This is a genomic window from Streptomyces sp. NBC_01408, from assembly GCF_026340255.1.
GTDB lineage: Bacteria > Actinomycetota > Actinomycetes > Streptomycetales > Streptomycetaceae > Streptomyces.
The window spans coordinates 4573495-4592572 of record NZ_JAPEPJ010000001.1 but is presented as its reverse complement, the minus strand read 5'-3'; the positions used below and the strand labels follow the sequence as shown (position 1 = coordinate 4592572).

Below are 19078 nucleotides of genomic sequence, written 5' to 3'. Positions count from 1 at the left end.
GGGGGGGCTTGCCGCAAGGCCCAGGGGGTGCCGCAGAATCGGGCACCTGAGCCGGAACCTGCGGAAACGGGAGTTTCACGAAGTGCATTCGCTGACCACCAGTGCGTTCGACCTTCCCAGCCACCTCTCCCCCAAGGCCGACCCGACGCTGATCGGCCGCGACGAGCAGCATTTCGCGGCCATCGCCGAGAGCCTCGAGCAGGCGATCGCCGAGGTGTCCGACCGCCTCGACGCCGCGCGTAGGGCGCCCGGCGGCGTCGGCCGGGAGGCGATGGACCGGGACGTGGAGATCCACCGTCTGACCGGTCGCCTGCGCGCCCTGCGCCGCTTCGGTATGGACCTGTGCCTCGGACACATCGTCAGCACGGACGATCCCGAGCCCGTGTACATCGGACGGCTCGGCCTCACCGACAGCACGGGGCGCCGGCTGTTGCTCGACTGGCGCTCGCCCGCGGCCGAGCCGTTCTTCGCGGCGACCCACGCCAGTCCGATGGGCCTGGCGAGCCGCCGCAGGTACCGCTGGACCCGTGGCCGGATCAGCGACTACTGGGACGAGGTGTTCACCTCGGAAGGGCTCGAAGGGCACGCCGCGCTCGACGACCAGTCCGCCTTCATCGCCAGCCTGGGCGGCAACCGGTCGTCCCGGATGCGAGACGTGCTCGGCACCATCCAGGCCGATCAGGACGCCATCATCCGGGCGGGATCCCGCGGCGCCCTCGTCGTCGACGGCGGTCCCGGTACGGGGAAGACCGTGGTCGCCCTGCACCGCACCGCCCACCTCCTGTACTCCGACCCCCGCCTCGGTCACCGTCGGGGCGGCGTGCTGTTCGTCGGCCCGCACCGGCCCTACCTGGACTACGTCGCCGACGTCCTGCCCAGCCTCGGCGAGGAGGGTGTGCAGACCTGCACCCTGCGGGACCTCGTCGACGAGGGAGCCGGGGCGGCGGTCGAGAGCGACCCGGACGTGGCCCGTCTGAAGTCGTCCGCGGACATGGTGAAGGCGATCGAGCCTGCGGTCCGTCTCTACGAAGAGCCGCCCGCCAAGGGGATGACGGTCGAGACCCACTGGTCCGACATCTGGCTGAGCGCCGACGACTGGGCCGCGGCGTTCGATGCACCGGAAGCAGGTACTCCGCACAACGAGGCACGGGACCAGATCTGGGAGGAGCTGGTTACGATCCTGATGGACAAGCACGACGTCGACGATGTATCGCCCGACCTGTTCCGCAAGTCGCTGCTGCAGAACAGAGAGCTGGTCACGACCCTCAACCGCGCCTGGCCGATGCTCGAAGCGACTGACCTCGTCGCAGACCTGTGGGAGGTACCCGCCTACCTGCGCAAGTGCGCTCCCTGGCTCAGCCCCGAAGACGTCCGGAAGCTGCGGCGCAAGGACGCCCAGGCCTGGACGGTGTCCGACCTGCCGCTCCTGGACGCGGCGCGGCAGCGGCTCGGCGACCCGGAGGCCTCACTGCGCAAGCGTCGGCGCGACGCCTCCGTCGCCGCCGAACGCGAGCGCATGGCCAACGTCATCGACAGCGTGATCGCGGCCGACGCCGACGGTGAGGGTGCGGTGACGATGCTGCGTGGAAAGGACCTGCAGGACAGCCTGATCGACGAGACCGCTCTGCCCGGCGCCGACCGGGACCTGCTCGCCGGCCCGTTCGCGCACATCGTCGTGGACGAGGCTCAGGAACTGACCGACGCGGAGTGGCAGATGCTGCTGCTGCGCTGCCCGTCCCGGAGCTTCACCATCGTCGGGGACCGCGCCCAGGCCAGGCACGGGTTCACGGAGTCGTGGCGGGAACGGCTCGAGCGGGTCGGGCTCGACCGGATCGACCAGGCTTCCCTCAGCATCAACTACCGCACGCCGGAAGAGGTCATGGCGGAGGCCGAGCCGGTCATCCGGGCAGCGCTCCCGGACGCCAATGTGCCGACCTCCATCCGCAGCAGCGGCGTTCCCGTCCTCCGCGGATCCGTTGCGGACCTGGACTCGCTCCTCGACACCTGGCTCGCCGCCAATGACGACGGCATCGCCTGCGTCATCGGCGCCCCCGCCTTCCGGGCGACGTCCCGGGTCCGGTCGCTGACCCCGGGACTGTCGAAGGGGCTGGAGTTCGACCTGGTCGTCCTCATCGACCCCGAGGCGTTCGGCGAGGGCGTCGAAGGAGCCGTCGACCGCTACGTCGCGATGACCCGGGCGACCCGGCAGCTCGTCATCCTCACGAGCTCCTGACGGCGGCCGGGTGAGCGCTTCGGCCCTGGGGCTCAGATGAAGCCCAGGGCCGAGGCGCCGCCGAAGCCTCCGAGGAGCAGGAACACCGGCATGAGGACCTTGAGCTCCACCCAGCTGCCCGCGCGGAAGCGCATCATCTTGGGCGGGCCGATCGGGTACCAGCGCTTGCCCGCGATCGGGAGGGGCCACAGGATCGGGCAGCCGGAGACGGTCAGGGCGTCGCCGATGTCGTGGACCAGGGCGCCGAGGAGGATCGGCAGACCGAGCCAGAGGTACTCCTGGCCCGGGCCGGTGAACAGCCAGCCCGCGCCGTTGCCGGGCTGGTCCAGTACGCCCGCCAGGATCCAGGCGCTGGTCGCACCCAGCAGCCAGACCAGGACGTCGCTGGACATCCGGGCGGCCCGCCACAGGAGGCCTTCCACGGCCAGCACCAGGTGGACGAAGAGCAGTGCGAGGACGCCCCAGCGGTCGGCGGTCACGGCGATGGCCGAGGCGCCGCCGCCGATCAGGACGGCCCAGAGCCAGGTGTGCGTCAGGGTGCGGTGGCCCCCGGTGCGGCGGGCGTCCTTCGTGGAGCGGGTGGCCTTGTAGACCGCGTAAGAGATCTTGTCGACGACCTCGCACAGGCCCCGGGAGAGGGGGCCGAAGGCGCGCGAGATCGTCGCCGACTTGTGGTCCAGGTCGGGGGCGAGGGCCGCCCCGGCGCAGATCAGCGCGCCGACGACGAGGACCGGCCACGGCATGGGGTGTCCGGCGGCCGCGGTCGCCGCGCCCACCCCCAGCCAGGCCGCTGCCCCGGACAGTGAGTGAGCCGGACCCATCATGGTCGTTCCCCGCCCCGGTGGTGTGGTGGTCGGGCCCGGTCGACGGTTTCGTTCGGGCCGCATCGACGGCACAGCGTACCGGCGGTGATCTTCGTCCCGACGGCCGGTTCCCGCATACGGGGGGAAGCCAGGCAAGATGGGGGGTGTGACCCTCATTGATCAGCTCCCGCCGAACGCCGACCCCGACGCCCTCTTCGAGGCTTTCTCCTCGTGGGCGGAGGACCAGGGCATCACCCTGTACCCGGCTCAGGAGGAGGCGCTGATCGAGGTCGTCTCCGGGGCGAACGTGATCCTTTCCACCCCCACGGGCTCCGGCAAAAGCCTGGTCGCCGCAGGTGCCCACTTCACCGCCCTGGCCCAGGACAAGGTCACCTTCTACACCGCCCCCATCAAGGCGCTGGTCTCGGAGAAGTTCTTCGACCTGTGCAAGCTCTTCGGCACCGAGAACGTCGGCATGCTGACCGGCGACGCCTCCGTGAACGCGGACGCCCCCGTGATCTGCTGCACCGCCGAGGTGCTGGCCTCCATCGCGCTGCGCGACGGCAAGCACGCCGACATCGGCCAGGTCGTGATGGACGAGTTCCACTTCTACGCCGAGCCGGACCGCGGCTGGGCCTGGCAGATCCCGCTGCTGGAGCTGCCGCAGGCACAGTTCGTCCTGATGTCGGCGACCCTCGGCGACATGAAGCGGTTCGAGGAGGACCTCACCCGGCGGACCGGCCGGCCGACCTCCGTGGTCCGCTCGGCCACCCGGCCCGTCCCGCTGTCGTACGAGTACGTGACCACCCCGATCACCGACACGATCACCGAGCTGCTGGAGACGCGGCAGGCGCCCGTCTACATCGTGCACTTCACGCAGGCCCAGGCGGTCGAGCGGGCGCAGTCACTCATGAGCATCAACATGTGCACGCGCGAGGAGAAGGACAAGATCGCCGAACTCATCGGCAATTTCCGTTTCACCACGAAGTTCGGCCAGAACCTCTCGCGCTATGTCAGGCACGGCATCGGCGTGCACCACGCCGGCATGCTGCCCAAGTACCGGCGCCTGGTGGAGAAGCTCGCCCAGGCCGGTCTGCTCAAGGTCATCTGCGGTACCGACACCCTCGGCGTCGGCGTCAACGTGCCGATCCGCACGGTGCTGTTCACGGCGCTCACCAAGTACGACGGCAACCGCGTCCGGACCCTGCGCGCCCGCGAGTTCCACCAGATCGCCGGCCGGGCCGGCCGGGCCGGCTTCGACACGGCGGGCTATGTGGTCGCCCAGGCGCCCGAGCACGTCATCGAGAACGAGAAGGCCCTCGCAAAGGCGGGCGACGACCCGAAGAAGCGCCGCAAGGTGGTCCGCAAGAAGGCACCCGAGGGCTTCGTCGCCTGGTCGGACATCACCTTCGAGAAGCTGATCGCCGCCGACCCGGAGGCGCTGACCTCGCGCTTCAAGGTCACCAACATCATGCTGCTGTCGGTCATCGCCCGGCCGGGCGATGCCTTCAAGGCCATGCGCCACCTCCTCGAGGACAACCACGAGCCTCGCAAGGCGCAGCTGCGGCACATCCGGCGGGCCATCGCGATCTACCGCTCCCTGCTGGACGGCGGGGTGGTCGAGAAGCTCGACACCCCGGACGCCGAGGGCCGCACCATCCGGCTGACCGTCGACCTCCAGCAGGACTTCGCGCTCAACCAGCCCCTGTCCACCTTCGCGCTGGCCTCCTTCGACCTGCTCGACCCCGAGTCCCCCTCGTACGCGCTGGACATGGTGTCCGTCGTGGAGTCCACGCTGGACGACCCGCGCCAGATCCTCGCCGCCCAGCAGAACAAGGAACGCGGCATCGCGGTCGGCCAGATGAAGGCCGACGGGATCGAGTACGAGGAGCGGATGGAGCGGCTCCAGGACGTCACCTATCCCAAGCCGCTCGAAGAGCTGCTCCTCCACGCCTACGACGTGTACGCCAAGAGCCACCCGTGGGTCCGTGACCACCCGGTCTCCCCGAAGTCGATCATCCGTGACATGTACGAACGCGCGATGACCTTCACCGAGTTCACCTCCTTCTACGAGCTGGCCCGCACCGAGGGCATCGTGCTGCGCTATCTGGCGAGCGCGTTCAAGGCGCTGGACCACACCATCCCCGACGACCTCAAGTCCGAGGACCTCCAGGACCTGATCGCCTGGCTCGGCGAACTGGTCCGCCAGGTCGACTCCAGCCTGCTCGACGAGTGGGAGCAGCTGGCGAACCCGGAGGTGGAGACGGCGGAGCAGGCCCAGGAGAAGGCCGACCAGGTCAAGCCGGTCACGGCGAACTCCCGCGCCTTCCGCGTCCTGGTCCGCAACGCCATGTTCCGCAGGGTGGAGCTGGCCGCGCTCGACCACGTCAACGTGCTGGGCGAGCTGGACGGCGATTCCGGCTGGGACGCGGACGCGTGGGGCGACGCCCTGGACGGCTACTGGGACGAGTACGACGACCTGGGCACCGGCCCCGACGCACGCGGGCCGAAGCTCCTGCAGATCGAGGAGGACCCGGCGCACGGCCTGTGGCGCGTCCGGCAGACCTTCGCCGACCCCAACGGGGACCATGGCTGGGGCATCAGCGCCGAGGTCGACCTCGCGGCCTCCGACGAGGAGGGCCGGGCGGTCATCCGGGTCACCTCCGTCGGCGAACTCGGCGCGCTCTGACCGTCCCCCGCACCCCGCCGGCTCCCGCTTCCCGCCGGCTCCGCCCGGACCTGACAGTGGAGAACCCCTGATGACGAACCCCGCCGAGAGACTGGTCGATCTGCTCGACCTGGAGCAGATCGAGGTCAACATCTTCCGCGGCGCCAGCCCGCAGGAGTCCCTCCAGCGGGTCTTCGGCGGCCAGGTCGCCGGCCAGGCGCTGGTGGCCGCGGGCCGGACCACCGAGAGCGACCGTCCGGTCCACTCGCTGCACGCGTACTTCCTGCGTCCCGGCATCCCCGGGGTGCCGATCGTGTACCAGGTGGAGCGGGTACGCGACGGGCGGTCCTTCACCACGCGCCGGGTCACCGCGGTCCAGCAGGGCAAGACGATCTTCAATCTCACCGCCTCCTTCCATCACCCGGAGGAGGGCAGCATCGAGCACCAGCTGCCTCCTCGCCTCGACTTCCCTCACCCGGACACGCTCCCCAAGGTCGCGGACGAGATCCGCGAGCACCTGGGGGCGCTGCCCGAGGCGCTGGAGCGGATGGCTCGCCGCCAGCCCTTCGACATCCGGTACGTGGACCGGCTCCGCTGGGCTCCCGAGGAGCTCAAGGACGCCGATCCGCGCAGCGCGGTGTGGATGCGCGCGGTCGGCCCGCTGGGCGACGACCCGCTCGTGCACACCTGCGCCCTCACCTACGCCAGTGACATGACCCTCCTCGATGCCGTGCGCATCCCTGTGGAGCCCCTGTGGGGCATGCGCGGATTCGACATGGCCTCGCTGGACCACGCCATGTGGTTCCACCGGCCCTTCCGCGCCGACGAGTGGTTCCTGTACGACCAGGAGTCGCCCATCGCGCACGGCGGCCGCGGTCTGGCCCGCGGCCGGATCTACGACCTGGAGGGCAGGCTGCTGGTCTCCGTGGTCCAGGAGGGCCTGTTCCGTCCGTACTCTGCCCGGCCGGCCAAGCCCGCCGCACCGTCCCCGAAGAGCTGAGCGCATCCATGCCCACCCCGGCCCTCCCCTGTCCCTGCGGGCTGCCCGCCGCCTATCCGGAGTGCTGCGGCCGCTTCCACTCCGGTGCCCAGCAGGCACCCACGGCCGAGCTGCTGATGCGCTCGCGCTTCAGTGCCTTCGCTGTGGGTGACACCGCCTACCTGCTGCGCTCCTGGCACCCCTCGACCCGCCCGGGACGGCTCGACCTGGACCCCGGGCAGCGCTGGGAGCGCCTGGAGATCCTGGGTACGGAACGCGGCGGGATGTTCGAGACGGAGGGCTCCGTGGAGTTCCGGGCGCACTACCGCGAGGGGCGGCACACCGGTTCACTGCACGAGCTCAGCGGCTTCTCCCGCGAGGCCGGGGCCTGGGTCTACGTCGGCCCCCTCTCGCCCGTCGACTTCGACTGATCGCGCGCCCCGGTCAGAGCGAACTCCAGGCTGGCCCGGTACCAGAGGGCCTCCTCCGCCGGTTCGGCCTTCAGCAGTCGCAGCGCCACGGCCGCGGCAGCCGGGGCCTGCGGATGCCCGTACGGCGGAGGCGGGGCCAGCGCGGCCAGGATGATCCGCTCCGCCGGGTCGGGCACTGCCTCCCGCACCTCTTCCTCGGGGAGTACGGAGGCCAGTACGGCCGCGCGCTCCCAGGGGTCGGCGGTGCGTCTCAGCAGCAGCCCGACGTGCCGCCCGCGCCACTTCCGGGGGCGCAGATCGGCCCTGGCCGCCATCAGTTCCCGGTCCGCCGGTGGCGCCGTCCCGCGCAGCATCGCGGGCTCCCGCCCGGCGAACTCTCTGAGTTCCGCTGCCAGATAAAGCCAGACGACGGCCCGGTACCGGTTGATGCGGTACCCCACCGGAATGAGGTGCCCGCAGCGCGCGAGCCGGGTGAACCGGCTCGGGCCGACCCCCAGTACCTCCGCTCCGGCGTCCGCGCCGGCCACGGCCTCGACGCGCTCACGCAGCGCCGGCGGCCGGCCCGCCTCCGACCGGCCTTCCGCCGATGCGACCCGGGTCAGTTCGGCCCGCTCGTACCGCGCGCCGCCGCCGGGCGCCGACGGCCCGGCGCGCACGATCCCGAGCTGGACGGCACGGGCGAACTCGCTCCGGCTCAGCCCCAGTTCCCCGGCGGCCTGCACCCCGCTCACCAGTACGTCCGCGTCCCCCGGCGCGTCCAGGCGCATGGCCTCGGCATCCCGCAGCGCGGTCTCCATCTGCATCATCACGGTTCTCCCCCACCAGAAGTGATTACTCTGTGTGAAGACCGTAACTCAGCGCAACGGCACCCCGCGAGGCCTGTGGACAACTCCCGGATCCGGCCCTCTTCGGGCGCCGGCTCAGCCGCCCGTGATGCGTCGCTCCGTCACCCCGAGGTGCTCGCCCACCCGGTTGACCAGCAGCGTCATTTCGTACGCGACCTGCCCGATGTCGGACTCTGCCGCACTCAGCACGCACAGGGAGCTGCCCGCACCCGCCGCCATGACGAAGAGGACCCCGTCGTCGTACTCGACCATGGTCTGGCGCACCTCACCCGCCCGGAAGTGCCGCCCCGACCCCTTCGCCAGGCTCTGCAGACCGGCCGCCACGGCCGCCAGGTGCTCCGAGTCCTCCCGCGCCAGCCCCGCGCTCGCCCCCGTGACCAGGCCGTCGTTGGACAGCACCACCGCGTGCCGGACCTGCTGGACCCGGCGCGTGAGGTCGTCCAGCAGCCAGTCGAGCTGCTTGTCCAGTGCCATTCCGAGCCCCTCCCCGTCGACGCGGCCGACGTGGCCGCGCCCCACCCCGCGTAGTCGTCCCGCAAGCCTTCCCCACCAGCGCCTTTCCGGCAAGGAGGATGTCCCCATGGCGAAGAAGATGACTCAAGAGGAATGGCGGGCGTTCGTCTCCCACTCCACCCGTACCGGAAAGCTGTCCACCGTCCGCCCGGACGGAAGCCCTCACATCGCTCCCATCTGGTTCGTACTCGACGGCGACTCCTTCGTGTTCACCACCGGCAAGGACACCGTCAAGGGGCGGAATCTGGCCCGTGACGGCCGGGTCGCGCTCTGCGTGGACGACGACCGGCCGCCGTTCTCCTACGTCGTGCTCCAGGGCCACGCCGAGATCACCGAGTACGCCGACGACGCGGAGGGGATGCTCGCCTGGGCGACCAGGATCGGCGGCCGTTACATGGGCGAGGAGCGGGCCGCGGCGTTCGGCCGCCGCAACGCCGTCCCGGGCGAGCTCCTCGTCCGGGTCCCCATCACGAAGGTGATCTCCGAGGCGGGCGTGGCCGACTGAGCCGGCCGGCCGGCCCGTCGGCCGAGCCGCCCACCCCGCGGACCGAACCGGGCCGGCCGCCGGCCCGGTTCACACGGAGTCCGCCTGCGGCTCCACCGAGTCCAGCAGCCTGGCGGTGTGCACCCGCCCTGCGTACTCGACGAGCCTGATCAGCACTTCCTTCCCCGAGTCCTTGTCCCTCGCGTCACACAGCACCACCGGTGTCCCCTGCTCCAGGTCCAGCGCCAGCGACACCTCGGCCGCCCCGTAATGCCGGGCTTCCGTGAAGCAGTTGACGGCCACGACGAACGGGATGCGCCGGTGCTCGAAATAGTCCACCGCCGGGAAGCAGTCCTCCAGCCGCCGCGTGTCGGCGAGCACCACCGCACCGAGCGCCCCCTGCGACAGCTCGTCCCACATGAACCAGAACCGGTCCTGTCCCGGCGTCCCGAACAGGTAGAGCGACAGTCCGGACCGGATGGTGATCCGGCCGAAGTCCATGGCCACGGTCGTGGTCGTCTTCTGGTCCACCCCGTCCGTGTCGTCGACCAGTTCGCCCGCCTCGCTCAGCAACTCCTCGGTCCGCAGCGGCCGGATCTCGCTCACCGCGCCCACCAGCGTGGTCTTGCCCACCCCGAAGCCGCCCGCCACGAGGATCTTCAGCGCGAGCGAGGCCAGTTCGGTCTCGTCGTCGGCTTCGGCATCGTGTTGTCCCATCAAAGTGCTCGCAATCCCTCGATGACTTCCCGCAGAATCCGCACGTCCGGCAGCTGGGCGGGCGGTACCGGCCTGCTCACCTTGACGTGCCCGCCCTCCAACAGGTCCCCGAGCAGGACCCGGACCACTCCCACCGGCAGGTCGGCTTCGGCGGAGAGTTCCGCCACCGACTGCGTCTCGGACCGGCAGAGTCCGAGCAGCGCCCGGTGCTCGGGGCCGAGCAGCGCCTCTGCCGCCGCGTCGGCGCCCGCGGCGCCCTCGGCATCTATGACGACCAGCGCGATCAGATCGAAGCGGACCCCGTGGGGTCCCGGCTTCGTACGCCCGCCGGTCATGGCGTACGGACGGACGAGGGGGCCCGCGTCGGCGTCGTACCACTGGCCGTTCATGTGCCGGACCGCCGCCCTCAGCCCGCGGCCGGCGGACGCGCCGCGAACCGGGGCGGGGTGTACAGGTGCTCGCCGACCCTCTTCACCAGCCGGGCCATCTCGTACGCGATCAGGCCGATGTCGGCGCTGGCGGCGCTGAGGACGGCCAGGCACGAGCCATCCCCGGCGGCCGCGACGAAGAGGAAGCCCTCGTCCATCTCCACCATCGTCTGGCGCACGCCCCCGGCGTGGAAGTGCCGGCCCGCGCCCTTGGCCAGGCTGTGGAAGCCGGATGCCACGGCGGCAAGGTGCTCGGCGTCCTCCCGGCTCAGCGCGCTGGAAGCACCGACCGCCAGACCGTCGTTGGACAGGACCACGGCGTGCCGGACCTCACGGACCCGGACCACCAGGTCGTCCAGCAGCCAGTCCAGTTCGCCCGACCGGCGGACGCCGTCAAGGTCGATCCTCTGGTGTTCGATCATCACACTTCTCCTTCGCTGCCTGCGTGAGGGGGGTTCTCCCGGGCGCCGCGGACCCAGCCGTCGCGGTAGGCGGCCATCCGGTCCCGCGCCTGCTCGGGGCTGCGGCCGGGCGGGTCCGCGGGGACCCGGTCAGCGGTCGGAGCCTTCGCGGCCGGGGCCTCCCGCAACTGGGGGACGAGGCTGGCCTGGCGCACCCGGCGCGGCAGTTCGCTCACCGCAGCCGGGGGCTGGGCCGGGACCGGGGGGCCGGTGACGGCCGCCGCGTGCGTACGGGCGGCCGCGGGACCGGAAGCGCGCGGCCGCAGCGAGGCCACTGGCGCCGGACGCGGCTCCTCCGCGCTGGGGGTCCGGTCCGCGGCGGGCGTCCGGTCCGCAGCCGGATTCCAGCCCGGGGCGGCGGTCCGGCCCTGGGCAGGAGTCCGGTCCTGGGCAGGGTTCCGGTCCGCGGCAAGGGTCCGGTCCGCGGCAGGAGTCCGGTCCGAGCCCGGGATACCGCGTACGTCGCCTCGTGCCGCCGCGGGGCGCGCGTCGTCCCGTACGACGGTCATGCCGGGAGCCTGCTCCGCCCGCGGGACCTGCCTGTCCTGGCGTCCCGGGCGGCGGGCCGGCGGCTCGGCCGAGTGGTCCGGGGCTGTGGCACCGGTGGTGATCGCGCCCTGGAGGAGGGAGTTCGGCAGCAGCACCACGGCGGTGGTGCCACCGTACGGTGACGTGCGCAGGTGCACCTTCACACCGTGGCGGGCCGAGAGGCGGCTGACCACGAAGAGCCCGAGCCGGTCGCTGTCGAAGAGGTCGAGCGCCTCGGACTGCTCGATGCGCCGGTTGGCGTCGTTCAGGGTGTCCCGGCCCATGCCCAGCCCGCGGTCCTCGACCTCCAGGACGTAGCCGGCCCCGACGGGCTCACCGCTGACGCGGACCTTGGTGTGCGGCGGGGAGAACTGGGTGGCGTTCTCGATGAGTTCGGCGAGCAGGTGCGTCAGGTCGGCGACGGCGCCGCCGACGACCGCGGCCTCGGCGAGCTGGCGGACCTCCACGCGCGGGTAGTCCTCGATCTCGGAGACGGCGGCCCGGACGACGTTCGTCAGCGGGACCGGCATCCGCCAGGCCCGGCCGGGCGCGGCGCCCGACAGGATGATGAGGCTTTCGGCGTGCCGGCGCATCCGGGTGGTGAGGTGGTCGAGCCGGAAGAGGTCCCCGAGTTCGTTGGGGTCGTCGGCGCGTCGTTCCATCGAGTCCAGCAGGGTGAGCTGCTTGTGCACGAGGACCTGGCTGCGGCGCGCGAGGTTGACGAACACCCCGGAGACCCCGCTGGCCAGTTCCGCCCGCTCGACGGCGGCGCTGAGCGCGGCCCTGTGGACGGTGGCGAGCGCCTCGCCCACCTGCGTGATCTCGTCGTCGGCCGGGGGCCCGGGTGGTGTCTCCGCCTCGACGTCGATGTCCTGCCCGGCGCGCAGCCGGTCCATCGCCTGCGGGAGTTTGCGGTGGGCGATCTCCAGGGCGGTGTTGCGCAGGGAGACGAGCTCGACGACCAGGGCGCGGCCGATGCGTACGGAGATGAAGAGGGAGGCGGCGACGGCGGCCAGGCCGAGCAGTACGGCGGCCCCGGCCGGGCTGAGTGCCCCCTCGGCGAAGGGGTCCGCGCGGTCGGCGGCCGCGGCGTGCGCGGCTTCGTCGATCTCCCGCATGGAGGCGCCGATGCCGGTGTGGGCGGCCTCCCAGCCGGAGGGAGCCCCGACCGCGTCCCGGCTCGTCCCGGCGGCCAGCGCCCGGTCCTCGGCTCCGGTGAGGTCGGCGTAGGCGGCGCTCTTGGCCACGGACTCCCAGGCGGCCTGCTGGACGGCGGGAAGGTCCGCGGTGGCGCCGGCGGTGAGGGCGCGGCGGGTCTCGACGGCTCCGGTCAGCCGCCGCAGCGTTTCGGCGGTGCGCGGTCCCGGCAGCGCCAGCAGCGCGTCCTCGCGGGCGAGGAGTTCCCGGGCGCGGGCGAATTCGAGCAAGACGCGGGCGTCGGGGCCGAGTTCGGCGTCCTGGCCGTCGGAGAGGGTCCCGGTGACGGCCAGGGCCGAGTCGACGACGCGGGTGTAGATCTCGTAGGCCGCCTCCGGGGTGGCCCGGCGGCCGGCGATGTCCTTGCGGGTGGAGGTGAGCGCGTCGGCGGCGGCGACGAAGGCCCCCAGGCGGACCACCACGTCTGTGCGGTAGCCGCCGGAGTCGGCGACGGTGTGCCGGTCGCCGAGACGCAGCCGCTGGACGGCGGTGTCGGTGCGGCGGGCCTGCTGGTCCAGGGCGCCCTGATCGGCGGCGGGATCGGCCAGCAGGCGGACAGCGGCGCGCCGTTCGGCCTGGAGCTCGCCGACGGCGGCGGCGACGGGGGTGCGTATCTGCGCGTCGACCCGCTGGACGCGGCTGAGACGGGCGATGTCCTGGGCGGTGCTGACGGTGGCGAAGGCCCAGAGCGCGAGCAGCGAGACCACGGGGACCATCAGCAGGGAGACGATCTTCGCGCGGACGGTACGGGGGCGCAGCCGCAGCCGGGGCCCGCTGTCGCGGGTCGGGGCGGGGGCTCGCTCGGGGGCGCGGCCCACCGCCGGCTCCTCGGCCGGGGGTCCTGCGTGGGCCCGGCGGCCGCGCGCCGCAGGCGCGGGCAGCCGCGGCGCCGCTGCTTCCGGTTTTCTGCGGGGTGTGCGCATGGGCTCCTCGTTCCGGGGCGGTACGTGCCGGTGCGGTGGTGCAGGGGGGGATGTGCGGGGCGGGTGTCCGGGGGCGAGCGGGTGGGGGCGAGCGGGGGTGGACCGAGGGTGCGGGCGGCCTCAGCGCGCGGCCACCGGGTGGTCTCCCAGGTGCTGGGCGGAGGCCGAGGCGGCGCGTTCGTCGGCGGTCGGGGAGAGCGCGACGAACGCGGAGGTGATGAACAGGTAGGAACCGAGCCCGACGGCAAGCGGGAAGATGAACTGCATGGCCGTGGCGCCGGGCAGAGCGCCGTCCGAGGGGCTGACGTCGACGGCGACGGCCATCATCCCGGTGTAGTGCATGCTGCTGACCGCGGCGCCCATGACGAGGGAGGCTACGGCGACGGCCACCGGTGACTTGATGTTGAGCGCGGCCCACAGGGCGGCGGTGGCGGCCACGACGGCGATGGCCACGGAGAGTCCGACGGCGAGCGGCTCGTAGGAGATGTCGCCGTGCAGGCGCAGGGCTGCCATGCCGAGGTAGTGCATGCTGGCGACGCCGAGGCCGGTGGTGAGGCCGCCGAGTACGAGGGCCCGGCCGCGGTCCTTGCCGTAGCCGACGGCGAAGACCCCGGCGCCGACGACCAGCATGGCGACGAGCAGGCTGAGGATGGTCAGCGGCACGTTGTAGTGGATCTCGGTGCCGGTGACGTCGAAGCCGAGCATCGCGACGAAGTGCATCGTCCAGATGCCGGTCCCGATGGCGGAGGCCGCGGTGAGGAGCCAGTTGCGGCGGGAGGATCCGGTCGCGGCGAGCGCGCGGACGGTGCAGCGCAGCCCTAGGGCGGCGCCGATCGATGCCATCACGTATGACAGCGCGGGTGTCAGCCAGCCATAGGCGGCGTGGTCCAGGTGTCCCATGGCCACGGGACGCTAGTCCGGGTGAGGGCGCGAACAAGGGGCGCATTTCGAAAGCCGCTGGAACTGCTGGAATATGACAGAGAGACGTTCATCTCCGATCACACCACGTACCACCTTGCGCACGGTGCGCACGCGCGGTGGCGCGCGCCGGTGGGGGATCATGGGCGCATGAGCGAAGACCAGACACACGTGCAGGAGTTCTTCGGAGCGCGCGCCGCCGACTGGGACCGCAAGTTCCCCGGGGACGGGCCCGCCTTCGCGACGGCCGTGGCCGAATTCGGGCTGCGGCCCGGAGACCGCGTGCTCGACGCGGGCTGCGGCACCGGGCGGGCACTGACCGCGCTGCGCGCCGCCGTCGGGCCCTCCGGGCTGGTGCTCGGCGCGGACCTCACCCCGCAGATGCTGGCCGCCGCTCAGCGGGCCGGGCGCGCCGCGGAGGGCGCGCTGCTGCTCACGGACGTGGCCCGGCTCCCGCTGCGCGACGGGGTGCTCGACGCGGTGTTCGCCGCGGGGCTCATCGCCCATCTGCCCGATCCGGGGGCGAACCTGCGCGAACTGGCGCGGGTGGTCCGACCTGGGGGCCGGCTCGCCCTCTTTCACCCGATCGGGCGAGCGGCTCTCGCCGCACGCCAGGGCCGCGAGTTGACGCCGCAGGACCTGCGGGCCGAACACAACCTCGGCCCGCTGCTGTCCGGTTCGGGCTGGGACATGACCTCGTACGCCGACGAGGACGCCCGCTTCCTCGCGCTGGCGGTACGTCAGCCCTGACCTGGACGGGTAGGTCCGAAGTGGCGCCTAAGGGCGGACGACGCCGCCTCGGACCTACCCGTCCAGGAGATCACGTCGGGGGCTGGGCATCGGCTCCGGCGGGGCGGCGCGGGTGCGGGACGGGGCAGCCGCCCGCACCGGGCACGGGGAAGGTGCCGAGCTCACCCACGTCGTAGCCGCCGGGGTAGCTCTTGATCTCCGGGTTCTGGCGCGCGTAGTGCGGGTGCTTGCGCGGGGGCAGCAGCCGTACCGCGCGGCCGCGCAGCCGCAGGGCGCCCCGGACCAGCCGCCGGACCCGGGGGGCGGGGCGTTCGAACCGGAAGGCGTCCAGCAGCGGCTCGTCGAGCAGGGCGAGGCTCGCGCCGCGCACGGCCGGGGCGAGCGGCGCCGGGTACCAGGAGGCCATCAGGTCGAGGGTGGAGTCCGCGACCTCGCGCGCGCCCCCGTCCCAGCCGAAATGGGCTTCCTCGTAGGCGTTCAGGATGGTTTCGAACTCCTCGAAGGAGCCCGGAACCTCCGTGATGCCCATATGGCGGCCGAGGGTGGCGTAGTAGTTCGCGGAGGCCCGGCGCTCGTGGTGGGTCAACGGGCGCCAGCCGTACGCGTCGAGCCAGCGGGCCGGAATCACCACGAAGGTGCACAGGACGTACCGCATGTCCTCGTTGGAGATGTCGTAGCTGCGGTGCATCTGGTTGACGCGGCGGATGGCCGTGCGCGCGGTCTCGCTCTCGAAGCCGTGCTCCACCACCGCGTCGAGCAGCAGCGCCGTGTCGTCGTAGCGCTTCTGGGCCCGGCGGGTGAACTCCGCCGTCTCGGCCAGCAGGCCGCCGATGGCGGGCACGGCGTAGGTGCGGAACAGGGCGAGTTCCAGGGCCCGGGTGAAGTCCCATGGGAACTCGTACGTGGCGGTGAGCCGGTAGATGGCGAGGAAATCCTTGTCGGGATCGAGCCGGAGGATCTCCCTCAGCCGGTCGTAACGCTGCACCGGGTGTCCCTTTCTGTGGCGGGTCCCCAACTCTACGTGCAGGTAGCGGGCTTGGAAATCGTCACCCTCGGGCTCTCGACGGGCGGGTTACCCGCTGGTTAGGGTGCGCCGACGAGAGAGCTACCGGGAGGCCACGTGTCCGACGACGAGGGGGGCGGCTCGCTGTACGTGCTGACCGCCGTACTGCTGACCCCCGTGCAGTTCCCGGGCATCCTGGGTGACGACTACCCCGAGGCCTGCTCGCTCCTCGGCGTGCGGCCGGCCCGGGAGGGGTACGGGCTGGTACTGGGCCAGGACGAGGAGGGCGCGCGCTGGACGGTCGTCGTGGACGACGTCTCGCTCGTGGCCACCGCGATCGCCTCCTGGGACTGCGGGATGGACTACGACCTGTCCCCGGACGAGCGGACGATCGTGGCCTCGCTGGCGGGCTGGCCGCTCGAACTGACGGTGGCTGCCCCCGGGATCCCGGAACCGCACGATCCGGAGCAGGGCGCGGACGGTACGGGGCGCGTGCCGCTGGCTCCGCCCTCGGCCGAGACCTGGGGTCCGGTACAGCGGCGCATGGGTGCGGACCAGATCGCCCGGGAGTGGGCAGACTGGTGCGAGCGGGTGGCGACGGACGGCGGGGCGGCGGCCGCCGCGCATCCCGGGCTCGCGCGGGCACTCGACGAGGCCCTGCAATACACCCGGACCCCGCCGCCGCCCGGGCGGGTGCGGTCCTCCTTCGCGGGTGAAGGGGCGCGGACGCTGCGGGCCGACGGCCCGGGCTGGTCACTGGTGGCCCGTACCGACGGCGCCGCCTTCGTCCTGCTGGACGAGGAGCCGAGCGAGGTACTCCAGGTCCCCCACGACGGGGATCCGGAGCTTGCTCAGCTGCTGGCGGCGCTGGACCGCGTCGCGGTCCGCCCGGCCTGAACCCGTACGCGGACAGGCGGACATACGGCACGGGCACACGGGTACAGGACACAAGGGGAGAGTGGGAAGTGGAGTTCGAGCCGGTCGGCATGGTGGTGGGCGGGCGCACGGAGGTGGTCGACGACGACTGGGGGCGGGAGACAGCGGTGATCCGCCTGGACGGCCTCCGGTTCGGCCCCGAGGCGCTGTACGGACTTGAGGACTTCTCGCACGTCGAGGTGGTCTACCACTTCGACCGGGTGCCGGTGGAGAAGATCGAGACGGGCGCCCGGCACCCCCGGGGCAACCCGGACTGGCCGCTGGTCGGCATCTTCGCCCAGCGGGGCAAGAACCGGCCGAACCGGATGGGCGTCTCGCGCTGCCGTGTGGTGCGGGTGGACGGCCTGGACGTCCACGTGGAGGGTCTCGACGCGGTGGACGGTACGCCCGTACTCGACCTCAAGCCGTACATGGCCGAGTTCGGACCGCGGGGCGAGCTGCGCCAGCCCGAGTGGGCGACTGCGCTGATGGGCGACTACTACGCACCGGGCGCGTCGAACACATCGAGCCACGGCCCGAAATCGCTCTAGATCCCCTCCATTCGGAATGATCGAATCGGCGGCGTAATGCGACACAAACTGGGCACAAACCCCGTGATTCATTTCAAGACGGAGGTCACCACGTGAATTCGATGTCATACCTGGACGTGCACCGGAACTTATCCGAGGAAATCGACATGGAGGTGGCTGCCGCCGTTTCGCAGCTGAGCACGTCCTCCTGGGCGACCAGGAACGCGGTCGCCGCACTCCTGCGGCACCGGCAGCTGAAACATCCCCTGTCGGTGCTCCCACTCCTCGTCCACGCGGCCGAGACCGGACACCCAAGACCGGCTCTGCCGCTGTCCGCCGTACATCTGCTGTGGTGGACGTCGGCGTGCTATCTGGACGACCTGGCCGACGGACACAGCACGGACTTATCCGGCGAACTCAGCGAGAACGAAGCCCTGATCTCGTCCGTCGTCGCCGGTAACACGCTGCCGATCCAGATCATCCAGTCGCAGCGGATACCCGAGTCGGTACGCGGCGCCCTGACCAGCGAGCTCGCGAACAGCTGGATCATCGCCGCCGACGGCCAGATGGCGGACATGCGCGGAGACATCGGCAACGCGACGCGGAACTCGGTCGTCGCGACCTATCGCGGCAAATCCGGAGCACCCTTCGGCATGATAACGGCCATGGCCGCGATACTTTCCGGGGCGCCGGCCGAGAGAATCGCGCTGTGGCGTGAGTTCGGCTATGTCTTCGGCATCCTGTGGCAGCTGTTCAACGACCAGGAGGACATTCTGTCCGGTCGCAACGAAGACCTGCTGAACGGGACCGTGACCTATCTCCTCGCCTGCGCCGCCGAGGACGCCCCGCCTCCGGCCCGCGCCCACATCCTGAGCCTGTGCGCCGCCGCGGGAGGCTCCCGTCCGGCGAGGGCCGAACTGGCCGAGATCCTGCGGGGCCCGGCCCTCCTGCACCGGTACCGCGAGGACATCGACGGCTTCCGCGACGAGGCGCACCGCATCCTGCGTCAGCTGGGCGGCGACGCGACCTATCTGCCGGTACTGCGGCACCTCGTGGACCACGCGGCCCAGATGCTGCTGCAGGCGGAGCTGGTCCCCGCCGGTGCGGCCTCGGGCACGTTCTGACCTGAGGCCCGCACCAGCCGGGCGACCCCGGCCCCACCCGGGTCGGGGTCCGCCGTCGTGCGTCAGACCCGTTCGAGCGGGGTGTGCGGGACGGCGGGCAGCGTCACCGTGATCGAGTCGCCGGGGCGGATCGTGCCGCCCTGCCGGACCACGCCCATGATGCCCGCCTTGAGGACCAGCCGCCCCTCCTCGTCCCGGCTCACGACCTCCTTGAGCAGCCCGTGCTGGAAGGCGTCGATCTGGAGGCAAGGGTTGCGCAGCCCGGTCACCTCCACCACCGCTTCCTCGCCGAACCGCAGCAGGGCGCCGGTGGGGAGGCCGAGGAGGTCTATGCCCTCGGTGGTCACGTTCTCCCCGAGCTGGCCGGGCTCCACGCTGAAGCCGGAGCCGGCCACCTCGTCGAACAGCTCCCGGTGGATCAGGTGCACCTGCCGCAGGTTCGGCCGCGTCGGGTCCTGCGCCACGCGGGAGCGGTGCTTGACCGTCACCCCGCAGTGCACGTCCCCCTCGACACCGAGCCCCGCGAGCAGCGTGATGCTCGCACGCGTGGGCTTGGTGAACGAGTACACGCCGTTGCTGCTGACCGCAGCCACCTGCGCAGTCTGTGCCGTCTGTGCCGTACTCATGA

Annotated in this window: 19 protein-coding genes; 9 read left to right on the top strand and 10 right to left on the bottom strand. The window is 71.8% G+C overall.

The window, feature by feature from the left end; all coding sequences use genetic code 11:
* Positions 1-82: 82 nt before the first annotated feature.
* Positions 83-2233, top strand: a complete 2151-nt coding sequence (gene helR / locus OG447_RS20890; RefSeq protein WP_266938351.1) for an RNA polymerase recycling motor ATPase HelR — start codon at positions 83-85, stop codon at positions 2231-2233.
* Between the two features lie 32 nt (positions 2234-2265).
* On the opposite strand, the gene OG447_RS20885 is transcribed toward helR, so the two are convergent.
* A complete protein-coding gene (locus OG447_RS20885; RefSeq protein WP_266938350.1) occupies positions 2266-3057 on the bottom strand; it encodes a metal-dependent hydrolase in 792 nt (263 codons plus the stop codon).
* Positions 3058-3202: 145 nt separating this feature from the next.
* Between OG447_RS20885 and OG447_RS20880 the strand changes: the two genes are divergently transcribed.
* The 3 genes from OG447_RS20880 (at position 3203) to OG447_RS20870 (ending at position 7114) form a co-directional block, all read left to right on the top strand.
* A complete protein-coding gene (locus tag OG447_RS20880) occupies positions 3203-5725 on the top strand; it encodes an RNA helicase (protein ID WP_266938349.1) in 2523 nt (840 codons plus the stop codon).
* A gap of 70 nt (positions 5726-5795) precedes the next feature.
* Positions 5796-6704: an acyl-CoA thioesterase II gene (locus OG447_RS20875; RefSeq protein WP_266938348.1), complete on the top strand. Its 909-nt coding sequence runs from the start codon at positions 5796-5798 to the stop codon at positions 6702-6704.
* 8 nt (positions 6705-6712) lie between these two features.
* The gene (locus tag OG447_RS20870; RefSeq protein ID WP_266938347.1) at positions 6713-7114 is read left to right on the top strand and encodes a YchJ family protein; all 402 of its coding nucleotides are present in this window, start codon (positions 6713-6715) and stop codon (positions 7112-7114) included.
* Here the strand turns inward: OG447_RS20870 and OG447_RS20865 are convergent.
* Both OG447_RS20865 and OG447_RS20860 read right to left on the bottom strand, forming a co-directional pair.
* Positions 7078-7920 (bottom strand): DUF6397 family protein, encoded by an 843-nt coding sequence (locus tag OG447_RS20865; protein WP_266938346.1) that lies wholly within the window; start codon positions 7918-7920, stop codon positions 7078-7080. The two genes, OG447_RS20870 and OG447_RS20865, sit on opposite strands and share 37 nt — an antisense overlap.
* Positions 7921-8034: 114 nt before the next feature.
* Positions 8035-8433, bottom strand: a complete 399-nt coding sequence (locus tag OG447_RS20860; RefSeq protein WP_266938345.1) for a roadblock/LC7 domain-containing protein — start codon at positions 8431-8433, stop codon at positions 8035-8037.
* A 106-nt stretch (positions 8434-8539) separates the two neighbouring features.
* On the opposite strand from OG447_RS20860, the gene OG447_RS20855 reads away from it, so the two are divergent.
* Positions 8540-8977: a PPOX class F420-dependent oxidoreductase gene (locus tag OG447_RS20855; RefSeq protein WP_266938343.1), complete on the top strand. Its 438-nt coding sequence runs from the start codon at positions 8540-8542 to the stop codon at positions 8975-8977.
* Positions 8978-9046: 69 nt separating this feature from the next.
* Here OG447_RS20855 and OG447_RS20850 read toward each other — a convergent pair whose 3' ends face one another.
* The 5 genes from OG447_RS20850 to OG447_RS20830 all read right to left on the bottom strand — a co-directional run bounded on the left by OG447_RS20850 (position 9047) and on the right by OG447_RS20830 (position 14110).
* Positions 9047-9673, bottom strand: a complete 627-nt coding sequence (locus OG447_RS20850) for an ATP/GTP-binding protein (protein ID WP_266938342.1) — start codon at positions 9671-9673, stop codon at positions 9047-9049.
* On the bottom strand, positions 9673-10062 hold the full coding sequence (locus tag OG447_RS20845) for a DUF742 domain-containing protein (RefSeq protein ID WP_266938341.1): 390 nt from the start codon (positions 10060-10062) through the stop codon (positions 9673-9675). The genes OG447_RS20850 and OG447_RS20845 overlap by 1 nt, the downstream gene beginning before the upstream one ends.
* A 17-nt stretch (positions 10063-10079) precedes the next feature.
* A complete protein-coding gene (locus OG447_RS20840) occupies positions 10080-10523 on the bottom strand; it encodes a roadblock/LC7 domain-containing protein (protein ID WP_266938340.1) in 444 nt (147 codons plus the stop codon).
* Positions 10523-13210, bottom strand: coding sequence for a nitrate- and nitrite sensing domain-containing protein (locus OG447_RS20835; RefSeq protein ID WP_266938339.1), 2688 nt, complete (start codon positions 13208-13210; stop codon positions 10523-10525). Before OG447_RS20835 ends, OG447_RS20840 begins: the two co-directional genes overlap by 1 nt.
* 120 nt (positions 13211-13330) lie before the next feature.
* Entirely contained in the window at positions 13331-14110 is a 780-nt protein-coding gene (locus OG447_RS20830) for an MHYT domain-containing protein (protein WP_266938338.1), read from the bottom strand.
* A 168-nt stretch (positions 14111-14278) separates the two neighbouring features.
* Here OG447_RS20830 and OG447_RS20825 point away from each other — a divergent pair, with 168 nt between their 5' ends.
* On the top strand, positions 14279-14878 hold the full coding sequence (locus OG447_RS20825) for a class I SAM-dependent methyltransferase (protein ID WP_266938337.1): 600 nt from the start codon (positions 14279-14281) through the stop codon (positions 14876-14878).
* Between the two features lie 70 nt (positions 14879-14948).
* Here OG447_RS20825 and OG447_RS20820 read toward each other — a convergent pair whose 3' ends face one another.
* Positions 14949-15863, bottom strand: a complete 915-nt coding sequence (locus OG447_RS20820) for an oxygenase MpaB family protein (protein WP_266938336.1) — start codon at positions 15861-15863, stop codon at positions 14949-14951.
* Positions 15864-15998: 135 nt separating this feature from the next.
* Between OG447_RS20820 and OG447_RS20815 the strand changes: the two genes are divergently transcribed.
* The 3 genes from OG447_RS20815 (at position 15999) to OG447_RS20805 (ending at position 18450) form a co-directional block, all read left to right on the top strand.
* Positions 15999-16778, top strand: a complete 780-nt coding sequence (locus OG447_RS20815; protein WP_266938335.1) for a hypothetical protein — start codon at positions 15999-16001, stop codon at positions 16776-16778.
* A gap of 68 nt (positions 16779-16846) precedes the next feature.
* A complete protein-coding gene (locus tag OG447_RS20810; RefSeq protein WP_266938334.1) occupies positions 16847-17347 on the top strand; it encodes an SAM-dependent methyltransferase in 501 nt (166 codons plus the stop codon).
* Positions 17348-17448: 101 nt separating this feature from the next.
* Complete coding sequence (locus OG447_RS20805) at positions 17449-18450, top strand: polyprenyl synthetase family protein (protein WP_266938962.1); 1002 nt, start codon at positions 17449-17451, stop codon at positions 18448-18450.
* A 62-nt stretch (positions 18451-18512) separates the two neighbouring features.
* Here OG447_RS20805 and OG447_RS20800 read toward each other — a convergent pair whose 3' ends face one another.
* Positions 18513-19076, bottom strand: a complete 564-nt coding sequence (locus OG447_RS20800) for an MOSC domain-containing protein (protein ID WP_266938333.1) — start codon at positions 19074-19076, stop codon at positions 18513-18515.
* Positions 19077-19078: the final 2 nt, after the last annotated feature.

Coding starts and splice junctions, on each gene's coding strand:
- OG447_RS20845 (WP_266938341.1), bottom strand. CDS start 10,062: ATGAACGGCCAGTGGTACGACGCCGACGCGGGCCCCCTCGTCCGTCCG.
- OG447_RS20835 (WP_266938339.1), bottom strand. CDS start 13,210: ATGCGCACACCCCGCAGAAAACCGGAAGCAGCGGCGCCGCGGCTGCCC.
- OG447_RS20865 (WP_266938346.1), bottom strand. CDS start 7,920: ATGATGCAGATGGAGACCGCGCTGCGGGATGCCGAGGCCATGCGCCTG.
- OG447_RS20855 (WP_266938343.1), top strand. CDS start 8,540: ATGGCGAAGAAGATGACTCAAGAGGAATGGCGGGCGTTCGTCTCCCAC.
- OG447_RS20840 (WP_266938340.1), bottom strand. CDS start 10,523: ATGATCGAACACCAGAGGATCGACCTTGACGGCGTCCGCCGGTCGGGC.
- OG447_RS20805 (WP_266938962.1), top strand. CDS start 17,449: ATGTCATACCTGGACGTGCACCGGAACTTATCCGAGGAAATCGACATG.
- OG447_RS20800 (WP_266938333.1), bottom strand. CDS start 19,076: ATGAGTACGGCACAGACGGCACAGACTGCGCAGGTGGCTGCGGTCAGC.
- OG447_RS20885 (WP_266938350.1), bottom strand. CDS start 3,057: ATGATGGGTCCGGCTCACTCACTGTCCGGGGCAGCGGCCTGGCTGGGG.
- OG447_RS20825 (WP_266938337.1), top strand. CDS start 14,279: ATGAGCGAAGACCAGACACACGTGCAGGAGTTCTTCGGAGCGCGCGCC.
- OG447_RS20870 (WP_266938347.1), top strand. CDS start 6,713: ATGCCCACCCCGGCCCTCCCCTGTCCCTGCGGGCTGCCCGCCGCCTAT.
- OG447_RS20860 (WP_266938345.1), bottom strand. CDS start 8,433: ATGGCACTGGACAAGCAGCTCGACTGGCTGCTGGACGACCTCACGCGC.
- OG447_RS20850 (WP_266938342.1), bottom strand. CDS start 9,673: ATGGGACAACACGATGCCGAAGCCGACGACGAGACCGAACTGGCCTCG.
- OG447_RS20830 (WP_266938338.1), bottom strand. CDS start 14,110: ATGGGACACCTGGACCACGCCGCCTATGGCTGGCTGACACCCGCGCTG.
- OG447_RS20875 (WP_266938348.1), top strand. CDS start 5,796: ATGACGAACCCCGCCGAGAGACTGGTCGATCTGCTCGACCTGGAGCAG.